The sequence below is a fragment of the Psychrobacter sp. UBA2514 genome (assembly GCF_002341255.1).
In the GTDB taxonomy this organism is placed as follows: domain Bacteria; phylum Pseudomonadota; class Gammaproteobacteria; order Pseudomonadales; family Moraxellaceae; genus Psychrobacter; species Psychrobacter pacificensis.
The window spans coordinates 22,993-40,942 of record NZ_DDNS01000007.1; the positions used below are offsets into that span (position 1 = coordinate 22,993).

The following is a 17,950-nucleotide window of genomic DNA, read 5'->3' on the forward strand; positions in this document are numbered from 1 at the left end:
TTAAACGACCTCGCCACTCACAAAGCCACTGGCCCAAGCCCATTGGAAGTTATAACCACCAAGCCAGCCTGTTACATCGAGCACTTCGCCGATGAAATACAAGCCCTCTTGTAGATTGCTTTGCATGGTCTTTGAGGATACCTCATCGGTTTTTACGCCGCCGCGGGTGACCTCGGCCGTGCGATAGCCTTCAGTACCAGACGGCTTGAGCTGCCAGCCGTTGAGGGTAGCGCCAAGCTCACTCAGTCGCTCATCTTTGATATTGGCAAGCTCAGTATCTTTGATATCGTCCCAAAGCTGGGTCTGTAGTGCTGCCAATAGTTTTTTGGGTAGTGCGTTGTCTGTGTTTTCTGCCAATACAGTACGGATCAGTTGGCGTGGGTGTGACTTTTTGCGGGTGAGTAAAATATCGGTGACATCTACATCGGGCAGTAGGTTAATGCTGATCGTCTCACCACTGTGCCAATAGTTCGATAGCTGGAGCATGGCAGGGCCAGAGAGCCCGCGATGGGTAAACAGTACAGGCAGTTTAAAAGAGATACGCTCGTTACTGGCAATGACTGGTAGGCTGATGCCTGCTAAGCTACGAATCAGCTCGCCTGTTTTGTCCGTGAAGGTAAATGGTACGAGACTGGCATCGGTTGCTATCAAGGTATGCCCAAACTGCTGCGCTAGCTCGTAGCCAATGCCGCTTGCGCCCATCGTTGGAATAGACAAACCACCAGTGGCTACCACTAACGACTCACAACGATAGCGCGTCTGTGACGATTGACTCTCGCTTGCGACGTCTTTTTTGCCAAGCTTTTTGCTGGTTATTAGCTCAAACCGTTTTGCTTTATCATGGTCAGTCGTCTGTACATGATTGATTTGGGTATTGAGCTTGATTTGCACACCGACAGCCGTACATTCATCAAGGAGCATAGTGAGGATATCTTGGGCAGAATCATCACAAAATAGCTGCCCGTGTTCACGCTCATGGTAGGGAATCTGATGCGCCTCTACCATGCCGATAAACTCCCAGCTTGGATAGCGACTCAGTGCCGACTTACAAAAGTGAGGATTGGCACCGATAAAATGCTCAGGTTCGACGAAGTAATTGGTAAAGTTGCAGCGGCCACCACCTGACATCAAAATCTTTTTGCCTGCTTTATTGGCGTGATCTATGACCAAAACGCGACGACCACGGCGACCGGCGGTGAGCGCACAATATAATCCTGAAGCGCCAGCGCCGACGATGATGACGTCATAGTGAGTAGAGGGTTGTGCATTGCGGTGATTAGTCATTGTGGTCTCGTAAAACAATCATTTAAAAAAAGGTGATAACAAAACCAATTGTATGTGTTAATAATACAGATCGGCGGTGTTGTCTAAAGCAGTATCGGTAGGGTAGCTATTGTCCATATTTCATTTGAGGTTACAAGGATTAAATGTGATATCCGATGAGCTGTGACATGGCATCTGCATATCAAGAGCACTCTTGATTGCGATGTTGCAATAATCCTTACTAATAACTCTTCAATAACCGCTGCTATCAATCACCAAGTATACAGATGTACAGCGAAATTGTTATGATTGGCTGATGATGTCTTGCAACCGACACGCTTATTTGTCAAACTATCGCTGAGTGTCACGCATTATGGAAGATGACTCTTATTGCCTGCATGGTTAGTCGTTATATACGATTTTCTGTGTAAGTCATGATAATTAAAAAGGAACCATACTATGACCCAGAAATCATTTCCAATCTCAGCCGAGTTTATGGCTGCTGCCAATACCACCCCTGAAAAGTATCTCGAAGACTACAATCAATCTATCGAATCAACCGAAGCAAATGATGCGTTTTGGGCGAAGCGTGCTGAGCTGATCGACTGGATAAAAAAACCGACCAAAGTCAGCAATGTCAATTATGACTTAGACGATTTCAGTATTAAATGGTTTGAAGATGGTGAGCTGAATATCTCCGTCAACTGTCTTGATCGTCACCTCGAAAAAGATCCATACAAGCCAGCTATTATTTGGGAAGGGGATCACCCTTCACTACACAAGATTATTTCTTTTAAAGAATTACATGAAGCAGTCTGTCGTCTGGGCAACTCGCTACGCAAGCTTGGCGTTGGCAAAGGCGATCGGGTCACGTTGTATATGCCAATGATACCAGAAGCCATGGTCTCGATGCTGGCATGTGCGCGTATTGGTGCGGTGCATTCAGTGGTATTTGGTGGGTTTTCTGCTGAGAGTCTGGGCAATCGTTTGATAGACAGTCGCTCAAAAGTCGTTATTACGGCTGATGAAGGTTTACGTGGCGGCAAACATACACCGCTCAAAGCCAATGTCGATCATGCTCTTGAGATGGATGGCACAGACAGTGTCGAAAAAGTCATCGTCGTCCACCGCACAGGCAACTCTATACCGATGAGCGGTCGCCGCGATGTCTGGTATCACAATCTCGTTGATGGGCAATCAGAAATCTGTGAGCCTGAAGTGATGAATGCCGAAGATCCATTATTCCTATTGTATACCTCTGGCTCAACGGGTAAACCCAAAGGCGTTGTGCATACCACAGGGGGTTATATCACTTATGCCTTGTCTACCTTCCGTGATGTCTTTGATGTCAAAGAAGATGACGTTTATTGGTGTACCGCAGATGTGGGCTGGATCACAGGTCATACCTACTCAACATATGCACCGCTCGCCAATGGCACCACGACAGTCATTTTTGAAGGGGTGCCAGAGTATCCAACATGGGCACGTATCGGACACATCATCGACAAGCACGACGTGACCATTTTATACACCGCCCCAACGGCGATTCGAGCAATGATGAAAGAGGGTGATGCCTTTGTACGTGAGTCAGATCGCTCAAGCCTGCGTTTGCTAGGTTCAGTCGGTGAGCCAATCAACCCAGAAGCGTGGGATTGGTACTATCATGTCGTTGGTGACAGCAAGTGTCCCATTGTCGATACGTGGTGGCAAACGGAGACAGGCGGTATTTTGATGGCACCGATTCCGGGAGCGGTCGATCTTAAGCCGGGTGCCGCGATGACGCCACTATATGGTATTAAACCTGAAGTCGTCAATGCTGAAGGCGCAATCATGGAAGGCGCTGCTGAAGGTAATTTGGTCATCAGTACTGGTTGGCCTGGGCAAATGCGTACGATCTACAATGACCATCCGCGCTTTTTGAAAACCTATTTTAGCGATTATCCCGGCTATTACTTCACAGGTGATGGTGCGCAGCGTGATGAAGACGGACATTATTGGATCACAGGCCGCGTGGATGACGTGCTAAACGTCTCAGGGCATCGCTTGGGTACGGCAGAGATTGAGAGTGCATTGGTTGCTCATCCGGCTACTGCCGAGGCCGCGATTGTTGGTATGCCGCATGAGATTCGCGGGACAGGTATCTGTGCCTTTATCATTCTAAAGTCTGGCGAAGAAAAAACAGACGATCTAAAAGCGGAGCTAAAACGTCATGTGCGTGCCGAGATTGGGCCGATTGCGACCTTAGATGCTATTTATATGGTGGATGCGCTACCAAAGACTCGCTCAGGAAAGATTATGCGTCGTATCTTGCGTAAGCTGGCAGAAGGTCAGTATGTCGGATTGGGCGACTTATCTACGCTGGCGGACAGCTCAGTGATCAATGATTTGGTAGAAGAAGTCAAAGCGAGCCGCGGAGAGTAGTTGCGTTAGCCCGTCTATCGGGCACGCGAACGGTGCTATTTCAACTTTGATATCCGTTCAGCAACGTCAAATAAAAGCCATGTTATTGTGAATAGCATGGCTTTTTTACGCAGACGATATTGATATTGCGGCGTTTTGACGATTCAATATCAATGGTCAATGAACATTGCTACCCACTAGTTGCCCGCCATATAAGAGATCGTTTTGCCATTTATAGATGGTAGCGACTCATAAATACTCGATAAGGTTTCCTGTCATTATGACTGATCATACTTTGCTCTCAACGGATAAATCTTTACCAAAAATCGCGATCATCGGTGGTGGTCTGACAGGACTGCTAACCGCGACACTACTAGAACGCGCCTCAAATCAGACACACGATCTATCCAATACACCGCAAATCACTATTTTTGAAAAGTCGCGTAGTGTTGGCCGGTTAGCGACGCGCTATCGTACCGACAGTGACACAGGTAAAAACTGGCAATGGGCATTTGGTGCACAGTTCTTTACGGCAAAGACTGATAGTTTTCAGCAGTTTATCGTCCCTTGGCTAGATACTGGGCTGCTACAGCCATGGTGTGCCAACGTGGTCGAGCTCACGCCCGCGAATGATAATGGTCAATCGCCTGATATCCAAAGTAAAGAGCAGTGGGATACCGTGCATGCGCGCTATATCAGCACACCAAAAATGAGCAGTTGGGGACGTGAGTTGGCCGCTGGGCTCAGGCACACAAACATAGTGTTTAAGACGCGTGTGGCTCCGCTGGATGAGCATACTATTCACTCAAATAATAAAAAAACTGAGCTATTTGACGAGACAGGGAATAGTCTTGGTTGGTTTGACTGGGTCATTTGTACTGCACCAAACGGTCAGGCAGTAGAGCTGATGGCAGACAGTGGGTTTAGTCAGCAAGTTAACATCACTCAGCCGCAGATGCAGGCCTGCTATACGTTGATGCTCGGTTGGGACAATACCCAAGAATTACCTGAAACATTGAACTCTCAAACAGCACCGCAGTGGGATGTTGCTTATTTAAATAGTGAGGTACTCGATAGAATATTTATTGAACATCATAAACCCGCTCGTGATGAGCTATTACCAAGCATCACCATTCATGCGCGTAATGACTGGTCACAAGTCCACGTCGATGATGATTTGGAGACAGTCAAAGCCGCGTTATTAATGGCAGCGCAGCAAGCCTTAAACTGGGACAAAGATAGTGCTCCAAGCCAAACAGATTGTCATCGCTGGCGCTATGCGGCTACTATAATAGATACAGATACTAAAGAGCTAGGTATCTTAGTCGATGAAACCAGACAGTGGATGGTCAGTGGTGACTGGTGCGCACGCGGCAATATCGAAAGCTGCTATCAGGTAGCTCGGCAGACAGTAGAGGCAGTCTATAGGGCACGATCTATATGAGTTGATTGCTGGCTGAATCTATCGGCTGCCAATCGCTAGAGAGGTTTTTACGTGTTTATAGCGATAGGCATCGAGATTTGAACCTGTTATAAATAGCGAGGCAAAAAAAAGCCCACAGAGGAGGTGCTGTGGGCTGAGGAAAACGGGCTGTGGAGATTGACGACAGACTCCGTGGTCATGACTTGTTGTCATTATTATCTTTCTATACCGTTATTTATTAGGGCAATAATAACCAATACAATGGGTACATATATTTGCTTACATATTTAAGTGTACAAGTGTTTTGTGACAGTTGATATCATAACTCAGTTGCTTGCTATTTGGTTATTTTGGTTACAGTATATTACTTTGTAAAAATACTCGGCTGCACGATCACAGCATAGACTCTGTCATTGGGAAGTAAGAAGAAAGACGCAGATAAGTAAACAGCCTGTGACCAACTATCGAGCCCTATACATAATAGGACGTTACATTAGGTAGCAGATTGTTTTTAAGAATTTTATAATGCTTTTAATAAAAGATACAAATGATTTCAATGGGTTATATCATTATGAAACGAATGACTCGATGTTGATAGTTTGAATCATTCAATCATTAAAGAGATGGCATGACGGCATGACGGAAAAATGCTAAGCTATCTGCCATTATTATGTCGATATTACACTGGGTTTGCCATGACTGAGAGCACGCATTTGCACACGCAGGAGCCGTCAAGTTCGCAAAATACTAAAAGTATTTTTAACTTGCCCAACAATCTTACGATTGCTCGTATCTTGATGATTCCGTTGTTTGTTGCGATTGCGTACTGGCCACCTGCTATGGGCATCGGTATGCCTGCAATCTCAGACAACGTCATTGCGCGAGTGGGGATGAGTGAGTTTAGCGATAGCCTATTGCGCCATTTATTATTAACCAGCGTCTTTATTATTGCAGCAATTACCGATTGGCTAGATGGTTACTTTGCTCGTAAGCTGAATGTCATGTCAGCGTTTGGACGCTTTTTGGACCCAGTTGCTGACAAGCTGATGGTGGCGGCGGCCTTGATCGTTTTGGTGCAATGGCATCCCAATATTATTATGGCAATCGCTGCGATCGTCATCATCTCACGTGAGATCGCTGTATCCGCATTGCGCGAGTGGATGGCAGAGCTTGGCAACCGAACCAGTGTCGCTGTGTCCTATGTGGGCAAATTAAAAACGACCTTTCAGATGATAGCGATTACAGTACTGTTATTAAACTGGGAGTCGCTTGAGACGGTCGGTTATGCGCTGATGGTCGCCGCGGTGATATTGACGCTTTGGTCAATGATGATTTATCTCAAAGCTGCGTGGCCTTATTTGAAGCAAAGCGGCTAATAGTAAGACAAACAATCGTAACCTGCATAAAAAACGCCAGTGGCTCATGCGACTGGCGTTTTTTATTTGTCTATTCTTACTGTTTTAAAGATTGAAGCATTACAGCTCTATCGAAAAATTCTCACCCAAGCTCTTTTCAATGGCATTATCTGTCACTGCCGCCGCCGCCATTTTGACAGCACTAGTGATGGCATTACCATTTGCCCAGTACTCAGCGCCATGTGGGGTGACTTTGATTAGCTGAACGCGTGGGTCCTCTTTGCCTTTTTCAAAATACGCATTGTACATAGGCGACCACAGCTCATCTAACTTGTCTTTATCATCTACCAGCTCCGCTTTACCAGTGATAGACAGATATTGTTTGTTGTCTTGGCTGACATAGGCCAAATTGACTTGTGGATCGTTTTTGATGTTATCGATGGTCTCACAAGGGCTGTGACCGATAAACCAAATTTCTTTGGCACCAATACTGGTCTCGGTGGTATTCATGGGGCATGAGTGAAGATGGTTCTCACTGGTGCGCGTGGTCATCATCGTATATTTGATGTCTTTTACCATGGCTTGGATGGTGTCCATTTGTTGTTGCTTGCTCATCGTAGTTATCCTTTACTATTTAAAATTTGGAGTAAAAATTATTATTCGGTAAGAGTGATCTAGAGTACTGATAAGGTGGTCAATGACGCCTATTAACAGTTATCAATATAGCGATATCACCTAATAGAACGATACAGCTGGTCTGTAATACCCTGTGAAAGTTTGTAATTATCTGCGTGATTTTATTCAGTAGATGATTTATCAATCAAAAAATACTGTCTAAAAATAACCTTACCAAAAATAAGGCAATAAAAAACGCCAATAAACCGAGGCATATTGACGTTTTGGGCGACTCAGTAACCGTAGGCTTATCTGAGCCAAATGAAGTTATATATGGCTTCTAAACTATAGCGATATTTCGAACTGCTCACCGATATCTTCGGCGGTTTTGCCATCTTGTAGGGCTGCTGCTGCCATTTTGAACATATTGATAGTAGAGCTGCCACCTAACCAGCACTCAACGCCATGTGGAACGACCTTGATTAACTGTACGTTTGGATCTTCTTTACCATGTTCAAAAAATGCATTGTAGACTGGTGACCATAGTTCTTCTAATTTGTTTTTATCCGTTGGTAACTCAGCATTGGCGCTGACAGAGACATAGTCTTTTTCATCTTTAGAAGCATAAGACAGACCAATTTTTTGATTGTTCTGAATGTCTTTGACCACATCTGAGGTTTTATCACCGATGAACCAAATTTCTTTACCACCGATACTCGCTTCGCTGGTTGTCATTGGCCACGCATGTACGTCACCTTTACTATTGACGGTGCTTAACATCGCAAATTTTACATCTTTAATAACGTTTTGAATTTTGTCGATTTGTTCTTGCTTATTCATAGAGGATTTCCTTTTCTTTATAGTGATTAGAAAGTTAATTGTTTGTAGTAATCATTTTTATTCAAGGTAGATGTAATTCATCTTTTAAAAACATCGCCTTAACAACTGGAACTAGAATACCGATTAGCGGTCCTACATTTATATAGGTGGCCAGTAATGCGATGTGAGTGTTTGTAAGGAGTATGAGGGTTAGGTAAAAATTGCGACGCCGAGTGTCGTCACTGTATGTGAATGCTATCTAAACATTCATGGGCTAAACACTCATGGGCGGATTATTGAATTGATTGATTGTGTTATTGAGCATGTAGTTAGCGGCGACACCGTATCAGTTATCAGCAATTTATCTTGGTTTAAACCTGCTTATTATAGGTCTTCTTGTTATAATACCCAGACCATTTACTTAGCATGGCAGAGATGCCTTGATCTTACGGATTATGCCTTTATGATGACCATCGCCGGACAACCGTTTCTTACCGATTTTCAGACGCAGCAACTCATCAGTCAGTTCCAGCAAAAAACCAAGCTAAATGTTAGTCAAATAAGTACTCAGCAAGTGTATGTACTCTCACGCGAATTGAGCGGTGATGAGCACAAAAAATCCTTAGACTTGTTTGGGATCAAAGAAGCGATTGCGCTTACCACGCCACAAGACAACCAACTGCAAGTGATCGTTGCGCCGCGCTTTGGCACCATCTCACCATGGGCAAGTAAAGCCACCGATATATTCAATAACTGTGAAATCGAGATCAACCGTGTTGAGCGTGTCGTGGTTTACACGCTAACACTTGAGAATGAAGCGGCTGACAACAAGCTACCCGCTGCCGCTGAGCAGTTATTGTTTGACCGTATGACTCAGAGCTTGGTTTATGACTTGAGCGATGTCAGCAAATTGTTTGACGATCAAGCGCCAGCCTCACTGAATCATATCGATGTCATCGGACAAGGTCAGTCAGCGCTAGAGTCGGCCAATACCGAGTTCGGTTTTGCGTTATCCAGCGAAGATATCGACTATCTGATGAATGCGTATGTCAATGAATTAGGTCGCAATCCAACGGACGTTGAGCTGATGATGTTTGCACAGGCGAACTCAGAGCATTGCCGTCATAAGATCTTTAATGCCCAGTGGACCGTTGATGGTGAGGTGCAGCCAAAATCACTATTCCAAATGATCAAAAACACCTATCAGTCGAATCCACAAGGTATCTTATCAGCCTATAAAGACAACGCCGCTGTGATGGCTGGATCTGATGGTATGCGTTTTTATCCTATCCCAACGGATGCGATGGATGCCAATTCAATCCATCCTTATGGATTCCATCAAGAAGACATCGATATCTTGATGAAGGTTGAGACGCACAATCACCCAACGGCAATTGCTCCGTATTCAGGTGCAGCAACGGGTTCTGGCGGTGAGATTCGTGATGAAGGTGCGACAGGTCGTGGCGGTAAGCCAAAAGCGGGTCTAGCAGGATTCCATGTGTCACACTTGCATATCCCAGAGCTGTCCGAGAAATGGGAGCAGTCAGGCCAACTGAGCACGCAAGCCTATGGTACGCCAGACCGTATGGCAACCAGCCTTGAGATTATGCTTGATGCCCCATTAGGTAGCGCCAACTTCTCAAACGAGTTTGGTCGTCCAAACCTATGCGGTTATTTCCGCAGCTTTCAGCTAGATACATCTACGGCAAAAGACGGTAGCGAGATGCGCGGCTATCATAAGCCCATCATGCTGGCAGGTGGTTACGGCAATATCAAACGCAATCTGATTGAAAAAAATGCGATTAAAAAAGGTGATTTGCTTATCGTCTTGGGTGGCCCTGCGATGCAAATCGGTCTGGGCGGCGGCGCGGCCTCATCGGTCGATAGTGGCGAGCTTGATGAAGGCTTGGACTTTGCCTCAGTCCAGCGCGATAACGCTGAGATGGAGCGTCGCTGTCAAGAAGTCATCGATCGCTGCTGGGCCTTAGCTGGCGCGGACAAAGACGGCAATGACAATTCGGACAACAACCCTATCGTCTCGATCCATGATGTGGGCGCGGGCGGTCTGTCAAACGCCATGCCTGAGCTGGTCAACGACCATGAAATGGGCGCGCATCTGAACTTGCGTAAGATCCCATCGTTAGAAGCGGGCATGTCGCCAATGGCCATCTGGTCTAATGAGGCGCAAGAGCGTTATGTGCTGGCGATTCGTCCAGAGAGCAAAGATCAGTTCGATGCCATCTGTGCCCGTGAGCGCTGTCCATATGCCATCTTGGGCGCGGCGACGGATATCCGTCAGCTCATCGTTGATGACGAGCTATTAGCTGAGCAACCAGTCGATATGCCGATGCAAGTACTACTCGGCGGTACACCAAAAATGCAGCGTAGCTTTGAGCGTACTGATAGCACGTTACCAGCATTAGAGCTTGGTGAAGTTAATCTAGCCGAGTCAATTACCGATGTATTGCGTCACCCAACCGTGGCGAGCAAATCATTCTTGATTAGCATTGGTGACCGTTCTATCACCGGTATGGTCGTGCGTGATCAGTATGTGGGACGCTATCAAGTGCCTGTATCAGATTGTGCGGTGACGGCGTCAGGCTTAGTGGCGCTAGATGGTCAGCCGATGACTGGTGAAGCCATGAGTGTCGGCGAGCGTACGCCTGTTGCCCTTATCAATCCAAAAGCCTCTGCGCGTCTAGCGGTCGGCGAAGCGATTACTAACATCGCGGGCGCGCGTATCGCTCAGTTGTCTGATATCACCATGTCAGCGAACTGGATGGCAGCATGCGGTGATGATGCAGAAGATGCGGCACTATTCGATGCAGTACATGCAATCGGTGAAGAGCTGTGCCCAGCACTCGGTATCGCCATCCCTGTTGGTAAAGACTCGCTATCTATGCGTGCTAACTGGACTGATGAAGAGGGCGCTGACAAATCAGTCGTCTCGCCAATGAGTTTGGTTGTGACTGCGTTTGCTCCTGTCGTTGACGTCGCAAAAACGCTAACCCCTGAGCTAATCAATGGTGACAGCGCGTTCTACCGTATTGACCTATCTAAAGGTAAATTGCGTCTAGGCGGTTCGATCCTTGCGCAAACGCTTAGCCAACTAGGTAACGACTGCCCAGATCTAGAGCAGCCAAGTGATTTGATCGACTTCTTTAACTTTGTGCAAGCGGGCAACGCGCAAGGCGTCATCAGCGCTTATCACGATATCGGTGATGGCGGTCTATTAGCGACCATCGCAGAGATGCAGTTCACCAGCCGCCAAGGTATCAAGCTGTCATTAGATGATGACAACTTACTCGGTCAACTGTTCAGTGAGGAGCTGGGCGCGGTCATCCAAGTCATGCCAGAGAACGTTGCCGCTTTAGTGGCGCTAGCGGACGAATACAATGTCAGCGATATGCTTAGCCTCGTCGGACAAAGCACTGAGGAAGATAGCCTCATTATCCAAACGCCGCTACATCAAGGCGATAAAACGCTTAGATTTAGCCGCAGCGAGCTGCAACAGCAGTGGAGTCAAGTCAGTTATCAAATCGCGCGCCGCCGTGATAATCCAGCATGCGTGCAACAAGAGTATGACTTGATTGCCGATACTAATCATAAAGGTCTTATCGCTGCGCCAAACTTCGATCTCAATCAAAAGATCGAGACGCCATATCTGAACAGTCGTGAAGACAAGCCAAGAGTCGCAATCCTCCGCGAGCAAGGTGTCAACGGTCAGACGGAAATGGCAGCAGGCTTTACCCAAGCTGGCTTTGAAGCGGTCGATGTACATATGAGCGATCTACTGAGTGGTCGCGTCAATCTACGTGATTTCGATGGTCTGGTCGCTTGCGGCGGCTTTAGTTATGGTGACGTCCTCGGCGCAGGCTCTGGCTGGGCGAACTCTATCTTGTTCCATGACGAGCTACGCATGCAGTTTGTGCGCTTCTTTGCCCGTCCTGATACCTTTAGCTTGGGTGTCTGTAACGGCTGTCAGATGATGGCGCAGCTTAAAGACCTCATTCCAGGTGCAGAAAACTTCCCACGCTTTATCGCAAATGAGTCGGCACGATTTGAAGCGCGTACGGTCAACGTCAAAGTTGAGCGCACCAAGTCCATCTTGTTCAAAGGCATGCAAGACAGCATCTTGCCAATCGCGGTGGCGCATGGTGAAGGCTATGCCACGCTGGACAATACCGAGATCGACGGTATGGCAAAACACGGTCAGCTTGCGATGCGTTATGTCGATAGCCAAGGTCATCCAACTGAGACGTATCCGCTCAATCCAAACGGTTCGCTCGGCGGTGTCACGGGTCTGTGTAGCACCGATGGTCGCGTCACGATTATGATGCCGCACCCTGAGCGTAATCTAAAAGCCTATAACCATAGCTGGAAACCAGAAGAATGGGATGAGGACGGCGCGTGGATGCGTATGTTCCGTAACGCGCGGGCTTGGTTGCGTTAGGATAGTTTAGAATATTGTTTGAGGTAATAAAAAAAGGTGGGCGTAATGCTCACCTTTTTTGTGTTTGGGGTTTCAACTACTTAGCATTGTTTTTAGGAAGTATAAAGTTCGATGTAGGTGTAATTGGTCTTTTATTAGATAACTTCTCACTACGATCTAAAATAGTAAGACATAAACTGAAAACTAGAATCTGAAACTTGTCTCTCGGTTTAGAAAAATGGTGCACCAATGAAGGATGATCTGTTTCGGCTTCCTTGACCAAGTTAAATTCAGAACAACGAGACTTAATGGAATGAGATTCAAATGTAAGTTCACCCTCGGTATGCGCGAACTCATTACGAATTTTTCGAATTAAGTTTAAATCACGATATTCTTTTTCACCGATGTGTCCTAGGGCATAGCAAATATCTATTCTAGAAGAAAATGTAGAAAAACTACTTGTTCCAGAAAATAACTTCTTTTCTATCTCTTTCGGTAAATTTATACACAGTCTTTTTATAAAATTGCCTAGTCTATTCTCTAAGTTTGACGAAAGTATAAGTGCACAACCTCTATCAGATTCTATATTTGCTGAAGCAATCATTTGTTCAAGTGCTAAGTATTCTTGACTTTTCATTACATAGTCCTGACTTTTCAAAAGTTAAGGAGTTATCTTTCAATTAATATTTCAAATGTATTTTCATCTAACTATTCATTCTCTGAACGCTGATTAGTTTTCTTCTGAGCCTCAGCCATCAACTCCTTTACCCGAGCACTCTCCCTAAGCACACAAGCCTCATATTCAGACAGCGATTCACTTTCTTGTTGTTGCTGATTTTCCTGCTCTTCTTTAGCCTTGGCTTCTAGATACGCTTCAAGTTTTTGTTGTTCATCTTGCTGTGAATGACTCATCACTGACTCCTTATACTATTTATTTGCTGACGATGCTATTCGATTAAACATAGTGGCAAGTCTGGCGTTATTTTCTTCGATATATTTATCGCCTAGCGCTAATATCTCATCCGGTGCTTGTACCGTTTCGGGATAGTCTTTCAGTCCACTTTGAATAGCCGTATTACCATTGGAGACCATCTTCGGTAAGCTCTCTTTGGTGACTTCAAAGTGACATTGCCAAGCGAGTACCCAAGTGCCACGCGCTTTATGTTTTGGCGTTTGATAGATAAAGCCTTGATTTGCCCAAGCCTGCGTCTCAGCAATAATGCTTGCGCCTTTGGGACAGTCAAAACCTTCGCCGCGCCAGTGAAACACCGTAAAGTCTTTGGGTAGATCTTGTAATAATGGATGCGCTTGACCTGCTTCGGTCAATTGCATCGGTAACCAGCCAATCTCTTTGATTCCAGACGGTTTCACCTCAGCGCCCAAACAATGCGCGATGATTTGCGCGCCTAAGCAAATGCCAATGACTGTTTTACCGGCATCAACGGCTTGTTTTATCAGCCGCTTTTCTTTAATGAGCCAAGAATATTTATCCTCATCATGAACGCTCATTGGCCCACCCATCACGATGAGCCAATCAAAGCTATCCAGCGTTGGCAGATTGTCGTTATCGTAGGAGCGACTAACGGTGATCGGATGGTTATGCGCGCGTGCCCACTGTTTGATAAAGCTTAGATCCGCATAATCGGTATGAAACAGCGCGTGAATACGTAAGCTCATAACGTACCTCTTTTATCAAAACGTTCTATTCACAAATCTGCAAATACTGACGCACGACGTTATCCATGCCTTGCTCTAGCGATTCAATAGTAAAGGCATGACCAATCGACACCTCCGCGATATCACCAAGGCTTAGCAAATCGGCTAAATTGTCTAAATTCAAATCATGACCAGCATTGACGCGAATGCCGTTATCACTGGCGAGGGTAATACAATCGCTAAAGCGTTGCTTGACCTCGTCGAAATCAATATTGCAATCGTTCTTACCATTATTGTAGGCGCGCGCCCATTCTTCGGTATACATCTCTATCGTTTGCACATCGCTAGCGATGACGGCTTTAATCTGCTCGATATCAGGGTCGATAAATACGGCGCAGCGTGTGCCAAAGCCTTCAAGCTCATGGCTGAGTTTGGACAGCATGTCGCTATATTTGATAATATCAAAGCCGTGGTCAGAGGTCAGCTGGTCTTCACTATCGGGTACGAGGGTGCATTGATGCGGTTTGACCTCGCGAATGAGTTTTAAAAATTGTTCATTCGGATTGCCTTCGATATTAAATTCGATATCTTGATAATCTTTGAGATACTCACTGATATCATAGACATCTTGGTATCTGATATGACGTTCATCAGGTCGCGGATGCACGGTAAAGCCTTTAACTCCTAGATCAATCAGCTTTTTTACAAAGTACAGCAGATTGGGATAATCTGTGCCACGAGAGTTTCTGATTAAGGCGAGTTTGTTTAAATTGACACTAAATAGGGTGCTCATAATATGTCCTTTTTCATTGTTGTTATGTCCGATAATAAAACATAGACCTTATGTTATCACGCTTGACTGGTATGAGTTTTCTGGTGTGCTGTGTCTACGCTGACAGAGGCTGCGAAAAATTCATGCCAGTCGCGCCAGTTATCTTTTTAAACTGCCTATATTTGTATCGCTTCAATAAAAATCATCCCGACTAGCATACTTCATATTGAGCGCCTGCAATATCGCATAGGTCTCGATATCCATGATGCCTGTTGGCTTTAGCGGCCGGAAATGCAATTGAAACGCATAGATGACATCGCGGCTGGGCTTGTCCCACTCGTCGCTATTATTGATTTGATAGCCGTATTTGCGAAAAGCTTGCTTGATCTCCTGCACGCTTGGCGCGACCAAGGTACGCCGATTCATAATTTCTTGCTTATCGGCTTCATCATACCAAGCGCCAATACCGTAATCATCATGCAATCGCTGCCAAGGGAACTTCGCACCGGGGTCGATCTTGCGCGAGGGGGCAAGGTCCGCGTGACCGATGATGTTTTTGGGAGAGATGTCATACCGCTGCGCAATATCTTGCACCAATTGCGCGACTTTTTTGATTTGTAGCTCATCAAATTCGACGAAATGCGAGTAGGGATGATAGTCAAGCTCGCTATTTTTGAGGACGTTTCGATATTGAGGTTTGATACCTTTATTGACGATCTCAATACCGATAGACGTGTCATTCAGGATCGTTCGACCGGCAAAACCGCCGTCGCCGGCATGCCAAGCGCGCTCGCTCTCAGGTACGAGGTTATAGATTTTGTCATCGTCATTGTCTAAGACCAGATAGTGCGCGCTGACATTGCCTGTGGTCAAAGTCTTTATCGAGCGCTCATTGTCTGAGACGGTGTAGTGTAGGACGATGGTTTTGATGCGCTGGCTTTTGCCAGTCGATTGATAAGTGTCGCTATCGATAACGAAGGATTCGGTCGTCGCCATCTGCGCTTTGGGAGTGGTGATACAGCCTATCAAAGGTAGCGATAAGAAGGTCGCTAATGCTAAAGCGGTAAAGTTTTTTGCCATGACATGCTCTTTTCTGAAACATATAATGTATTAAATACAAAAAAGGTGAACTAAAAAGTTCACCTTCTATTTACTAAAAATTTTTCAAGCTTTCTATTATGTTAAACAACTAGCATCAACAGCATTTTCAGTATTCTCGTTTACTTTTATTAGATTTATAGCATTAAATTCAATTATTAATCCTTGGGTAGATTTGTCTTCAGTATTTGATTTTATCTGTCCACCCGTTATATCTGGAACTATAACTGCTAAATAATGTCCTTCAGTAATTTCTTCATTTCTTAAAATAAGTTCTGTTAACTCAGTCATTGTATATAAAGCTTTAGCATTGCTATCTTTAGTCATAACTTTTACCTCTATTACTGTATGGCTTGTGAAACAGTAAATGTTTTAGGCTCAATTGAATATTCGTAATCGAAATCAATTTCTGAACCTACTGTAGAGTAACTTTTAGGATGAGTGAATTGTTCTATAAACGTATCTTTATCGACAAATATATAACTATCTTTTAGAGTATTCTCTTCAAAATAGTTTGTCACACATTTGGAAATGAAACTATTTAAAGTAATACCTAAAATATTAGATTCATGAATACTTTTTCGATGCATACTTTCTGACATACGAACATTGAAGGTACCGCTACAAGGTTTATCAGGACATTTATTTTCTTCTGCGCACATCTCTAAATATTCATCGACAGCAGACTCAAAAGATAATTTTAACTCTTCTAAATTTTCACCATCGTACATAACAAGGTCTTGAATCATTTGAATTTTGCCAAAAAGGCATAAATCTTCTGTACTGACCTCTATTGAACCAGTATAACCTTTATAAGAGAAGTATTGTTTATTAGCCATTATTTGACCATACCTTATTATCATCAAAGTGCTGAATAACTTGACGTATATAGCACCTCTTCATGATCGATTGTGGATGAGGTTCATGGAAACTCATAGATAAGCCAGTTCTTTTATTAATGAACTTTCTTCTAGAACCGCTACCTTTCGCTAACTGATAATCATGCAAAGACAACAGCTTAACAAATTCATCCCATGTGAAATCTGTAGGAACAGTTCTAAAGCGTTTTATAAGTTTTTCTGACTTAGACATATAGTACCTAACTGCACACGAGTTTTGCAACTACTTTATAGTTGCGTTTTAAGATAAAGAGAGCGTTTACAATATATTGTATTTAAGAACCTTATAAGCACAATATATGGATTATTGATAATAGTTTACAAAATTCGATCTTAAAATACTATATTGATTTTCGAAATATAATGTGCATTAAAATGGCTTAGTGATATATTTTTTCTTAGTTGTTCAAATCTTTTTCCGAAGCACAGACTTCCAACTCTCCTCCAAACACTCAATAGCTAGCCAAGGCTCAATCACTTCAGCGTCATGTTTTTCTTTTGAATTAGCCAGTTGCCATAGCGCCTCTAGCGTGGCAAACGGATAGGGACGCTCTACCAAATAGACCGGTAAATCCGCGTTAATGATGCCATCACGCACTACTTCAAAATACCAGCCTGAGATACCTTGCTTGCTGACCCATGCTGCAATATTGGGCACTTTGGTAAATTGGCCGATTTGGTCGTTGATTTTGTAGCACGGGCGGCGTGGTTGGACGATGCGCAGCTGCACGCTACCTTCACCGTTTATTTTGTCGTCGCCATACTGATAAACGTCGCCAATACAGACGTTAGACTCATCCATCTCAGGCAAGCCATTAACAGTTTCAGTGGTGAGGTTTTCTCCGAGCGTACCGATACGTACTTTTAGGTCAAACTCTGTATTGATTTTTTCATAAGTGGCCATTGGCAGTTGATGCACGGCTTTGAGCGGGCCGCCATGATGTTTGCGATCGGCTTGCTCGTCAGTGGTCAATCCCATAAAATTGACGGCGACGGGTGCTGTAATGGGCGCTTTATCAATGGCGCTCATCTCATCACGGGTAAAGGGCATGGCTTTGCCTGCGCGGACACATACTACGTTTGCCACATGCAAGGGTAGGTTAATCTCAGGGTTTGAGCGGTGAGTAGAAGACATGGACAATCCTTAATGAGCATTGAGATCAAAACAAAAATTGGGCAATGGTGATTGATAAAGATGATAGCAACCTCTGCAGCAAT

The 17,950-nt window shown here is 44.8% G+C and carries 16 protein-coding genes; 4 read left to right on the forward strand and 12 right to left on the reverse strand.

The genetic code is table 11. The features are described from left to right. Window positions 1-1,284: an NAD(P)/FAD-dependent oxidoreductase gene (locus B3V51_RS01940; protein WP_093067317.1), complete on the reverse strand. Its 1,284-nt coding sequence runs from the start codon at window positions 1,282-1,284 to the stop codon at window positions 1-3. Between the two features lie 438 nt (window positions 1,285-1,722). Here B3V51_RS01940 and acs point away from each other — a divergent pair, with 438 nt between their 5' ends. From acs to pgsA, 3 genes are all read left to right on the forward strand, one after another. Beyond that, window positions 1,723-3,684, forward strand: a complete 1,962-nt coding sequence (acs, locus tag B3V51_RS01945) for an acetate--CoA ligase (protein WP_071002467.1) — start codon at window positions 1,723-1,725, stop codon at window positions 3,682-3,684. Between the two features lie 259 nt (window positions 3,685-3,943). Beyond that, entirely contained in the window at window positions 3,944-5,107 is a 1,164-nt protein-coding gene (locus tag B3V51_RS01950; RefSeq protein ID WP_212563995.1) for an NAD(P)/FAD-dependent oxidoreductase, read from the forward strand. Window positions 5,108-5,781: 674 nt separating this feature from the next. Beyond that, window positions 5,782-6,462: a CDP-diacylglycerol--glycerol-3-phosphate 3-phosphatidyltransferase gene (gene pgsA / locus B3V51_RS01955; RefSeq protein WP_071003712.1), complete on the forward strand. Its 681-nt coding sequence runs from the start codon at window positions 5,782-5,784 to the stop codon at window positions 6,460-6,462. Between the two features lie 99 nt (window positions 6,463-6,561). Here the strand turns inward: pgsA and B3V51_RS01960 are convergent, their stop codons facing one another. Together B3V51_RS01960 and B3V51_RS01965 are read right to left on the reverse strand one after the other, a co-directional pair. After that, window positions 6,562-7,056: a pyridoxamine 5'-phosphate oxidase family protein gene (locus B3V51_RS01960; RefSeq protein ID WP_186475228.1), complete on the reverse strand. Its 495-nt coding sequence runs from the start codon at window positions 7,054-7,056 to the stop codon at window positions 6,562-6,564. A gap of 345 nt (window positions 7,057-7,401) precedes the next feature. After that, window positions 7,402-7,896, reverse strand: a complete 495-nt coding sequence (locus B3V51_RS01965; protein WP_212563994.1) for a pyridoxamine 5'-phosphate oxidase family protein — start codon at window positions 7,894-7,896, stop codon at window positions 7,402-7,404. 442 nt (window positions 7,897-8,338) lie between these two features. Between B3V51_RS01965 and purL the strand changes: the two genes are divergently transcribed. Then, window positions 8,339-12,328, forward strand: coding sequence for a phosphoribosylformylglycinamidine synthase (gene purL, locus B3V51_RS01970; protein ID WP_212563993.1), 3,990 nt, complete (start codon window positions 8,339-8,341; stop codon window positions 12,326-12,328). A 76-nt stretch (window positions 12,329-12,404) separates the two neighbouring features. Here purL and B3V51_RS01975 read toward each other — a convergent pair whose 3' ends face one another. From B3V51_RS01975 to B3V51_RS02015, 9 genes are all read right to left on the reverse strand, one after another. Beyond that, window positions 12,405-12,944, reverse strand: a complete 540-nt coding sequence (locus B3V51_RS01975) for an MltR family transcriptional regulator (protein WP_212563992.1) — start codon at window positions 12,942-12,944, stop codon at window positions 12,405-12,407. 71 nt (window positions 12,945-13,015) lie between these two features. Next, window positions 13,016-13,219 carry a hypothetical protein gene (locus B3V51_RS01980; RefSeq protein WP_212563991.1) on the reverse strand — a complete coding sequence of 68 codons (204 nt, stop codon included), beginning with the start codon at window positions 13,217-13,219 and terminating at the stop codon, window positions 13,016-13,018. Window positions 13,220-13,234: 15 nt separating this feature from the next. Continuing rightward, on the reverse strand, window positions 13,235-13,984 hold the full coding sequence (locus B3V51_RS01985) for a type 1 glutamine amidotransferase (RefSeq protein WP_212563990.1): 750 nt from the start codon (window positions 13,982-13,984) through the stop codon (window positions 13,235-13,237). Window positions 13,985-14,009: 25 nt separating this feature from the next. Continuing rightward, window positions 14,010-14,756 (reverse strand): pyridoxine 5'-phosphate synthase, encoded by a 747-nt coding sequence (locus B3V51_RS01990; protein WP_286707869.1) that lies wholly within the window; start codon window positions 14,754-14,756, stop codon window positions 14,010-14,012. Window positions 14,757-14,927: 171 nt separating this feature from the next. Continuing rightward, window positions 14,928-15,815: an N-acetylmuramoyl-L-alanine amidase gene (locus tag B3V51_RS01995; protein ID WP_071002450.1), complete on the reverse strand. Its 888-nt coding sequence runs from the start codon at window positions 15,813-15,815 to the stop codon at window positions 14,928-14,930. Between the two features lie 96 nt (window positions 15,816-15,911). After that, the gene (locus B3V51_RS02000; protein ID WP_071002448.1) at window positions 15,912-16,160 is read right to left on the reverse strand and encodes a hypothetical protein; all 249 of its coding nucleotides are present in this window, start codon (window positions 16,158-16,160) and stop codon (window positions 15,912-15,914) included. Window positions 16,161-16,174: 14 nt separating this feature from the next. Then, window positions 16,175-16,672: a type II toxin-antitoxin system HicB family antitoxin gene (locus tag B3V51_RS02005; RefSeq protein WP_071002446.1), complete on the reverse strand. Its 498-nt coding sequence runs from the start codon at window positions 16,670-16,672 to the stop codon at window positions 16,175-16,177. Beyond that, on the reverse strand, window positions 16,665-16,925 hold the full coding sequence (locus B3V51_RS02010) for a type II toxin-antitoxin system HicA family toxin (protein WP_071002444.1): 261 nt from the start codon (window positions 16,923-16,925) through the stop codon (window positions 16,665-16,667). Before B3V51_RS02010 ends, B3V51_RS02005 begins: the two co-directional genes overlap by 8 nt. Window positions 16,926-17,138: 213 nt before the next feature. Next, window positions 17,139-17,867, reverse strand: coding sequence for an MOSC domain-containing protein (locus tag B3V51_RS02015; protein WP_156770981.1), 729 nt, complete (start codon window positions 17,865-17,867; stop codon window positions 17,139-17,141). Between the last annotated feature and the right edge of the window lie 83 nt (window positions 17,868-17,950).